We start from the raw sequence: 8182 nt of genomic DNA, 5'->3' as shown, positions 1-8182 counted from the left end.
ATGGGCAAGGAAAAGTTCTCCCGCACCAAGCCGCACTGCAACATTGGCACGATCGGCCACGTCGATCACGGCAAGACGTCTCTGACGGCGGCGATCACGAAGGTCCTGGCCGAGACGGGCGGGGCGACGTTCACGGCCTACGACCAGATCGACAAGGCGCCTGAGGAGAAGGCGCGCGGGATCACGATCTCGACGGCGCACGTGGAGTACGAGACGCAGAACCGTCACTACGCGCACGTGGATTGCCCCGGCCACGCCGACTACGTGAAGAACATGATCACGGGCGCGGCGCAGATGGACGGCGCGATCCTGGTGGTGTCGGCGGCCGACGGCCCGATGCCGCAGACCCGCGAGCACATCCTGCTGGCCCGCCAGGTCGGCGTCCCGGCGCTGGTGGTGTTCCTCAACAAGGTCGACATGGTCGACGACGAGGAGCTCCTGGAGCTGGTCGAGCTGGAGGTGCGCGAGCTGCTGTCGAAGTACGACTTCCCGGGCGACGACATCCCGATCACCAAGGGCTCGGCGCTGATGGCGCTCGAGGACAAGGAGCCGAAGATCGGCAAGGAGGCGGTCCTGGCGCTGATGGCGACCGTGGACAGCTACATCCCGCAGCCGGAGCGTCCGATCGACATGCCGTTCCTGATGCCGATCGAGGACGTGTTCTCGATCTCGGGCCGCGGCACGGTGGTGACGGGTCGCGTCGAGCGCGGCATCGTGAAGGTGGGCGAGGAAGTCGAGATCGTCGGCATCCGGGCGACCACCAAGACGACGGTGACGGGCGTGGAGATGTTCCGCAAGCTGCTCGACCAGGGGCAGGCGGGCGACAACGTCGGCGTGCTGCTGCGCGGCACGAAGCGCGAGGACGTGGAGCGCGGCCAGGTCGTGTGCAAGCCGGGTTCGGTGAAGCCGCACTCGAAGTTCAAGGCCGAGGCGTACATCCTGACCAAGGAGGAGGGCGGCCGCCACACGCCGTTCTTCACCAACTACCGGCCGCAGTTCTACTTCCGGACCACGGACGTGACCGGGATCTGCACGCTGCCGGAGGGCACCGAGATGGTGATGCCGGGCGACAACGTGACCATGGACGTGGCGCTGATCGTGCCGGTGGCCATGGAGGAGAAGCTGCGCTTCGCCATCCGCGAGGGCGGCCGCACCGTCGGCGCCGGCGTCGTCGCCGCCATCAACGACTGAGCTCGAGCAAGCATCCTTAGCAGGGCGCGGCGGGGTGAAGGCCTCGCGTACCCCGCCGTCCCTCTCAAGGTTCCAGGATCATGAACGGTCAGAACATCCGCATTCGCCTCAAGGCGTTCGATCACCGCATCCTCGATGCGTCGACCAAGGAGATTGTCTCCACGGCCAAGCGTACGGGCGCGACCATCCGCGGCCCGATCCCGCTCCCGACGCACATCGCCAAGTTCACCGTGAACCGCTCGCCCCACATCGACAAGAAGTCGCGCGAGCAGTTCGAGATGCGCACGCACAAGCGGGTGCTCGATATCGTCGATCCGACGCCTCAGACCGTGGACGCGCTGATGAAGCTCGACCTCGCCGCTGGCGTGGACGTGGAGATCAAGCTCTGAGTCCGCTGAGGACTTAGAGCTTACCGTTTCATCGCGCGAGGGAGAGAACCTATGCGCTCAGGCGTCATCGCACAGAAGGTCGGCATGACCCGCGTCTTCACGGACGCGGGGGAGCATGTCCCCGTCACCGTGCTCAAGATCGATCAGTGCCAGGTGGTTGCCCACCGCACCGTCGAGAAGAACGGCTACGTTGCGCTGCAGGTCGGCGTCGGCAAGGCCAAGGTCAAGAACGTCTCGGCCGCCGAGCGGGGTCGCTTCGCGGTCGCCAAGGTCGAGCCGAAGAAGAAGCTCGCCGAGTTCCGCGTGTCCGAGGACGCGCTGATCCCGGTCGGCGCCGAGATCACCGCGGACCACTTCATCCCCGGCCAGTTCGTGGATGTCACCGGCACCACGACCGGTAAGGGCTTCGCCGGCGGTATCAAGCGCTGGAACTTCGGCGGCCTGCGCGCCACCCACGGCGTGTCGATCTCGCACCGCTCGATCGGTTCGACCGGCGGCCGCCAGGACCCGGGCAAGACCTTCAAGAACAAGAAGATGCCGGGTCACCTCGGCGTCGAGCGGGTCACCACCCAGAACCTGCGCGTCGTGCGCACCGATCCCGAGCGCGGCCTGATCTTGGTCGAGGGCGCGGTCCCGGGCGTCGCCGGCGGCTGGATCCAGATCCGCGACGCGGTGAAGCGCAAGCTCCCCGCCGACGTTCCGCTGCCGGGCAAGTTCCGCGAGAACGGCGCCTCCGCCCCGGCGACCGAGGCCCCTGCGGCTGAGGAGACCGCGTGATGAAGCTCGATATCAAAACCCTCGACGGTGCCGGCGCCGGCTCGGTCGAGCTGAACGAAGAGATCTTCGGCCTGGAGCCGCGCGCCGACCTGCTGCAACGCATGGTCCGCTGGCAGCTCGCCAAGCGGCGCGCCGGTACCCACGCCGTGCAGAACCGCTCGGACGTGAACCGGACCCGCAAGAAGCTCTACAAGCAGAAGGGCACCGGTAACGCCCGCCACGGCGCGGCCTCGGCGCCGCAGTTCCGCGGCGGCGGGCGCGCCTTCGGCCCCGTGCCGCGCGACCACAGCCACGACCTGCCCAAGAAGGTCCGCGCGCTGGCGTTGCGCCACGCCCTGTCGGCCAAGGCCAAGGCCTCGACCCTGATCGTCGTCGACGACATCAAGATCGAGGATCACAAGACCAAGGGTCTCATCGAGCGCTTCGGCAAGATGGGCCTCTCGAACGCGCTGATCATCGGCGGTGCCGAGGTCGACGTGAATTTCGGCCGGGCCGCCCGCGCCATCCCGCAGATCGACGTGCTGCCCGTGCAGGGCATCAACGTCTACGACATCCTGCGCCGCGACACGCTCGTCCTGACGAAGGCTGCCGTCGACGCGCTGGAGGAGCGTTTCAAATGAGTGCCGATCCGCGCCACTACGACATCGTCGTCTCCCCGGTCATCACCGAGAAGGCGACCAACCTGACCGAGCAGAACAAGGTCGTCTTCCGCGTCGCCCCCAAGGCGACGAAGCCTCAGATCAAGGAGGCCGTCGAGAAGCTGTTCGACGTGAAGGTCACGGCCGTGAACACCCTTGTCACCAAGGGTAAGAAGAAGATTTTCCGCGGTCTCCGCGGACAGCGCTCCGACGTGAAGAAGGCGATCGTGACCCTGGCCGAGGGCCACTCGATCGACGTCACGACCGGGCTCTGAGGACGGGATTTAGGGATCCAAGCCGATGGCCTTGAAGACATTCAAACCGGTCACGCCGAGCCTGCGCCAGCTCGTGCTCGTCGACCGCCGTGAGCTCTACAAGGGCAAGCCGGTGAAGGCGCTGACGGAGGGCAAGTCGTCCTCCGGCGGCCGCAACAATCTCGGCCGCATCACCGTCCGCTTCCGCGGCGGCGGCCACAAGCGCGTGCTGCGCAACGTCGATTTCAAGCGTCGCGAGCAGCTCGGCGTCGCCGCCACGGTGGAGCGGATCGAGTACGATCCGAACCGCACGGCGTTCATCGCGCTGATCAACTTCCCCGACGGGAAGCAGAGCTACATCCTGGCCCCGCAGCGCCTGCAGCCGGGCGACAAGGTGGTGGCCGGCGAGAGCGTCGACATCAAGCCGGGCAACGCCGCTCCGGTCGGCTCGATGCCGGTAGGCACGATCGTCCACAATGTCGAGCTGAAGATCGGCAAGGGCGGCGCGATCGCCCGCTCGGCCGGCAACTACGCGCAGATCGTCGGCCGCGACCAGGGCTACGTGACGCTCCGCCTGAACTCGGGCGAGCAGCGCCTGGTCCACGGCCAGTGCTTCGCCAGCGTCGGCGCGGTCTCGAACCCGGACCACATGAACATTTCGCTCGGCAAGGCCGGGCGCAACCGTTGGCTCGGCAAGCGCCCGCACAACCGCGGTGTGGCGATGAACCCGGTCGACCATCCGCACGGCGGCGGCGAGGGTCGCACCTCGGGCGGCCGCAACCCGGTCACGCCCTGGGGTGTGCCCACCAAGGGGAAGAAGACCCGGTCCAACAAGCGGACCGACGTGTTCATCCTGTCCAGCCGCCACAACCGCAAGAAGTAATCGCTATGGCACGCTCTCTCTGGAAGGGGCCGTTCGTCGACGGCTACCTCTTCAAGAAGGCCGAGGCGGCGCGGGGCTCCTCGCGCTCCGAGGTCATCAAGATCTGGAGCCGCCGCTCCACGATCCTCCCGCAGTTCGTCGGGCTCACCTTCGGTGTGCACAACGGGCAGAAGCACATCCCGGTCTACGTCACCGAGGAGATGGTCGGGCACAAGTTCGGCGAGTTCTCGCCGACCCGCACCTTCCCGGGCCACGCGGCCGACAAGAAGGCGAAGAGGCGCTGAGATGGGCAAGCAAGCCACCCCCCGCGCGCTCCCCGAGAACGAGGCGAAGGCCGTCGCGCGCATGCTGCGCGTCAGCCCGCAGAAGCTCAACCTCGTGGCGCAGATGATCCGCGGCAAGAAGGTCGACACGGCGCTCGCCGAGTTGCAGTTCTCGCGCAAGCGGATCTCGACCGAGGTCAAGAAGTGCCTCGAGAGCGCCATCGCCAACGCCGAGAACAACCACGACCTGGACGTCGACGACCTCGTCGTGTCCCAGGCCTTCGTGGGCAAGGCGCTGGTTCTCAAGCGTTTCCACGCTCGCGCCCGCGGCCGCGGCGCGCGCATCCTGAAGCCCTTCTCGAACCTCACCATCGTGGTTCGCGAAGTCCGCCAAGCCGAAGCGGCTTGAGGAGGATCTGATGGGTCAGAAAGTCAACCCGATCGGTCTCCGGCTCGGCATCAACCGGACCTGGGATTCCCGCTGGTTCGCCAACAAGGGCGACTACGCGAAGCTCATGCACGAGGACGTCGCGATCCGCGCCGCCCTCATGAAGCAGCTCAAGCAGGCGGCGGTCTCCAAGATCGTCATCGAGCGCCCGCACCGGAAGTGCCGGGTCACCATCCACTCGGGTCGTCCGGGCGTGGTGATCGGCAAGAAGGGCGCGGACATCGAGAAGCTGCGCAAGCTCGTCGGCACGATGACGAAGGCCGACGTGACCATCAACATCGTCGAGGTGCGCAAGCCCGAGATCGACGCCACCCTGGTAGCCGACTCGATCGCCCAGCAGCTCGAGCGCCGCGTCGCCTTCCGGCGTGCCATGAAGCGGGCCGTGCAGTCGGCCATGCGTCTGGGCGCCGAGGGCATCCGGATCAACTGCTCGGGCCGTCTCGGCGGCGCCGAGATCGCCCGCCAGGAATGGTACCGCGAGGGCCGCGTCCCGCTGCACACGCTGCGCGCCGATGTCGACTACGGGACCGCTACGGCGTTCACGACCTACGGCACCTGCGGCATCAAGGTGTGGGTGTTCAAGGGCGAGATCCTCGAGCACGACCCGATGGCCCAGGACAAGAAGGCCCAGGAAGAGGGCGGCCGCTCCGGCGGACGCCGTGAGCGCGATGGCGAGGGCGGCCGCGAGCGCGGACGCCGCGAGCGCGAGCACGCGTAAGGTAGGAAGCCATGCTGCAACCGAAAAAGACCCGCTTCCGCAAGCAGTTCAAGGGCCGCATCCACGGTGCGGCCAAGGGCGGCTTCGAGCTGAACTTCGGCCAGTTCGGCCTGAAGGCGGTGGAGCCCGAGCGCGTCACCGCCCGCCAGATCGAGGCGGCCCGCCGCGCGATCACCCGCGAGATGAAGCGCCAGGGCCGCGTCTGGATCCGGGTGTTCCCGGACGTCCCGGTCTCGTCGAAGCCGACCGAGGTCCGTATGGGCTCCGGTAAGGGCGCCCCGGATTACTGGGCGGCCCGGGTCCATCCCGGCCGGATCATGTTCGAGGTCGACGGCGTTGCCGAGAACATCGCCAAGGAGGCGCTCCGCCTCGGCGCCGCGAAGCTCCCGATCCGCACGCGGGTCGTCCAGCGCATCGCCGACTGAACGGAGGATATCGTGAAGTCGACCCAGAGACTGTCTGATCTGAAGGCGCTGTCGCCGGATCAGCTGAATGACGAGCTGATCAACCTCAAGAAGGAGCAGTTCAACCTGCGCTTCCAGGGGGCCACCGGCCAGCTCGAGAACGTCGCCCGCGTCCGCGAGGTCCGTCGCGACATCGCCCGTGTCCGGACTCTGCAGCGTTCCAAGACGCTGCAGCAGGCCAAGGGCTGAGGCGGGTTTTAGGAGACAACCATGCCGAAGCGCATCCTGCAGGGCACCGTCGTCAGCGACAAGGGTGAGAAGACCATCGTGGTGAAGGTGGAGCGCCGCTTCACGCACCCGGTGATGAAGAAGACCGTGCGGCGGTCGAAGAACTACCACGCGCACGACGAGGGCAACGTCGCCAAGGTCGGGCAGACGGTGTTCATCGAGGAGTGCCGTCCGTTCTCCAAGACCAAGACCTGGAAGCTGGTCGAGGGCGAGGCCGCCCAGGCCGAGGCCGGCGAGGCCGCCTGATCCCGGGATCCCGGCGGCTGCGGTCTCCGCGTCCGCCAGATCCCGGCCCGCGGCGTCGCGGGATGGTGCCTCCTTTGGGGTGACCATCCCGGGGATGCCCGGCGACCGGTACGACGAACGCCCGGACGCAATTCGACTCGCGAGAGCCGGATTCGTGCCGGGCGTCGTCGTTTTCGGCGGCATGTCTGGCGGTTGGGTCCTGGTCGCCGGCGGGCCGAGCCTGCTGCGGGACCGCGGGAGGCGTCGCCATTGCGGCTGGCGGTCGTCCCGTCCCGGCGCGTTGTGTCGGCGTTCGTACGGGTCCTCGCGGGCGATTACCGGATTGGATTGCTGTCGCGGGGCATCCGGGGCTCGAGCCGGGATTTCGTGACTTGCGTCCAGCAAAACGGCGTTCCGGCCTTGCTGGCTGAGAACAAAACGGGTACATAAAGGCGGTGGCGACGCGCGTTGTGAACTGCGTCCAACCCCTTCATAAGGAGCCCGCCAGATGGCCCAGCCCGCATTGAAAGTGGTCGACATGCCCCCGGTGGACAAGGACAAGTCCAAGGCCATTGACGCTGCCCTGGCTCAGATCGAGCGCGCCTTCGGCAAGGGCTCGATCATGCGGCTCGGCAAGAACGACAAGGTCCAGGAGGTCGAGACCGTCTCGACCGGCTCGCTGGGCCTCGACATCGCGCTCGGCGTCGGCGGCCTGCCGCGCGGCCGGGTGATCGAGATCTACGGTCCGGAATCGTCCGGCAAGACGACGCTGGCGCTCCACACGATCGCGGAGGCCCAGAAGAAGGGCGGCGTCTGCGCCTTCGTGGATGCCGAGCACGCCCTCGACCCGGTCTACGCCCGCAAGCTCGGCGTGAACCTCGACGACCTGCTGATCTCCCAGCCCGACACGGGTGAGCAGGCGCTCGAGATCACCGACACGCTGGTGCGCTCGGGCGCCATCGACGTGCTGGTGGTCGATTCGGTGGCCGCGCTGACCCCGCGGGCCGAGATCGAGGGCGAGATGGGCGAGAGCCAGCCGGGCCTCCAGGCCCGCCTGATGAGCCAGGCCCTGCGCAAGCTGACCGGCTCGATCTCGCGCTCGAACTGCATGGTCATCTTCATCAACCAGATCCGGATGAAGATCGGCGTCATGTACGGCAGCCCCGAGACGACCACGGGCGGCAACGCCCTCAAGTTCTACGCCTCGGTGCGCCTCGACATCCGCCGCATCTCGACCCTGAAGGACCGCGACGAGGCGATCGGCAACCAGGTCCGCGTCAAGGTGGTGAAGAACAAGGTCGCGCCGCCCTTCAAGCAGGTCGAGTTCGACATCATGTTCGGCGAGGGCGTGTCGAAGGTCGGCGAGCTGATCGACCTCGGCGTGAAGGCCGGCATCGTCGAGAAGTCCGGCGCCTGGTTCTCGTACAACAGCCAGCGCCTCGGCCAGGGTCGCGAGAACTCGAAGGGCTTCCTGCGCGACAACCCGAAGATCGCCGCCGAGATCGAGGGCTCGATCCGGCAGAATTCCGGTCTGGTCGCCGAGAAGATCCTTGAGAACGCCGCGCCGACGGCGGACGATCTCGACGAGGGCGAGGCCTAGGCCGCGCCGCCGCGGGCCGGCGACGGCGCGCGGCGGACTTGGCGACGTTCGAAGATGCGCGGCCCCGGAGTCTCTCCGGGGCCGCTCTTCGTTGAGCGACGGTG

Annotated in this window: 13 protein-coding genes; all 13 read left to right on the top strand. The window is 67.4% G+C overall.

Going from position 1 to position 8182, the window contains the following annotated elements:
* The 13 genes from tuf to recA all read left to right on the top strand — a co-directional run bounded on the left by tuf (position 1) and on the right by recA (position 8078).
* On the top strand, positions 1-1191 hold the full coding sequence (gene tuf, locus H288_RS0119520; protein ID WP_020093754.1) for an elongation factor Tu: 1191 nt from the start codon (positions 1-3) through the stop codon (positions 1189-1191).
* 80 nt (positions 1192-1271) lie between these two features.
* Complete coding sequence (gene rpsJ, locus H288_RS0119515) at positions 1272-1580, top strand: 30S ribosomal protein S10 (RefSeq protein ID WP_007569268.1); 309 nt, start codon at positions 1272-1274, stop codon at positions 1578-1580.
* A gap of 51 nt (positions 1581-1631) precedes the next feature.
* A complete protein-coding gene (gene rplC, locus H288_RS0119510; protein ID WP_020094259.1) occupies positions 1632-2357 on the top strand; it encodes a 50S ribosomal protein L3 in 726 nt (241 codons plus the stop codon).
* The gene (rplD, locus tag H288_RS0119505) at positions 2357-2977 is read left to right on the top strand and encodes a 50S ribosomal protein L4 (protein ID WP_020094258.1); all 621 of its coding nucleotides are present in this window, start codon (positions 2357-2359) and stop codon (positions 2975-2977) included. The genes rplC and rplD overlap by 1 nt, the downstream gene beginning before the upstream one ends.
* On the top strand, positions 2974-3270 hold the full coding sequence (locus tag H288_RS0119500; protein ID WP_020094257.1) for a 50S ribosomal protein L23: 297 nt from the start codon (positions 2974-2976) through the stop codon (positions 3268-3270). Before rplD ends, H288_RS0119500 begins: the two co-directional genes overlap by 4 nt.
* Positions 3271-3295: 25 nt before the next feature.
* Positions 3296-4132: a 50S ribosomal protein L2 gene (gene rplB / locus H288_RS0119495; RefSeq protein WP_020094256.1), complete on the top strand. Its 837-nt coding sequence runs from the start codon at positions 3296-3298 to the stop codon at positions 4130-4132.
* A 5-nt stretch (positions 4133-4137) separates the two neighbouring features.
* On the top strand, positions 4138-4416 hold the full coding sequence (gene rpsS / locus H288_RS0119490) for a 30S ribosomal protein S19 (protein ID WP_012319190.1): 279 nt from the start codon (positions 4138-4140) through the stop codon (positions 4414-4416).
* A gap of 1 nt (position 4417) precedes the next feature.
* Positions 4418-4804, top strand: coding sequence for a 50S ribosomal protein L22 (gene rplV / locus H288_RS0119485; RefSeq protein ID WP_012319191.1), 387 nt, complete (start codon positions 4418-4420; stop codon positions 4802-4804).
* A 10-nt stretch (positions 4805-4814) separates the two neighbouring features.
* Complete coding sequence (gene rpsC, locus H288_RS0119480) at positions 4815-5561, top strand: 30S ribosomal protein S3 (protein WP_012319192.1); 747 nt, start codon at positions 4815-4817, stop codon at positions 5559-5561.
* 11 nt (positions 5562-5572) lie between these two features.
* Positions 5573-5986, top strand: coding sequence for a 50S ribosomal protein L16 (gene rplP, locus H288_RS0119475; RefSeq protein ID WP_012319193.1), 414 nt, complete (start codon positions 5573-5575; stop codon positions 5984-5986).
* Positions 5987-5998: 12 nt separating this feature from the next.
* Positions 5999-6214, top strand: a complete 216-nt coding sequence (gene rpmC / locus H288_RS0119470) for a 50S ribosomal protein L29 (RefSeq protein ID WP_020094255.1) — start codon at positions 5999-6001, stop codon at positions 6212-6214.
* A 21-nt stretch (positions 6215-6235) separates the two neighbouring features.
* The gene (rpsQ, locus tag H288_RS0119465; protein ID WP_020094254.1) at positions 6236-6499 is read left to right on the top strand and encodes a 30S ribosomal protein S17; all 264 of its coding nucleotides are present in this window, start codon (positions 6236-6238) and stop codon (positions 6497-6499) included.
* A gap of 487 nt (positions 6500-6986) precedes the next feature.
* Positions 6987-8078 carry a recombinase RecA gene (gene recA / locus H288_RS0119460; protein WP_026605101.1) on the top strand — a complete coding sequence of 364 codons (1092 nt, stop codon included), beginning with the start codon at positions 6987-6989 and terminating at the stop codon, positions 8076-8078.
* Positions 8079-8182: the final 104 nt, after the last annotated feature.

This window comes from Methylobacterium sp. 285MFTsu5.1 (assembly GCF_000383455.1).
GTDB lineage: Bacteria > Pseudomonadota > Alphaproteobacteria > Rhizobiales > Beijerinckiaceae > Methylobacterium.
The sequence above is the reverse complement of the archived record's forward strand: the minus strand, read 5'-3'. Positions and strand labels throughout refer to the sequence as shown.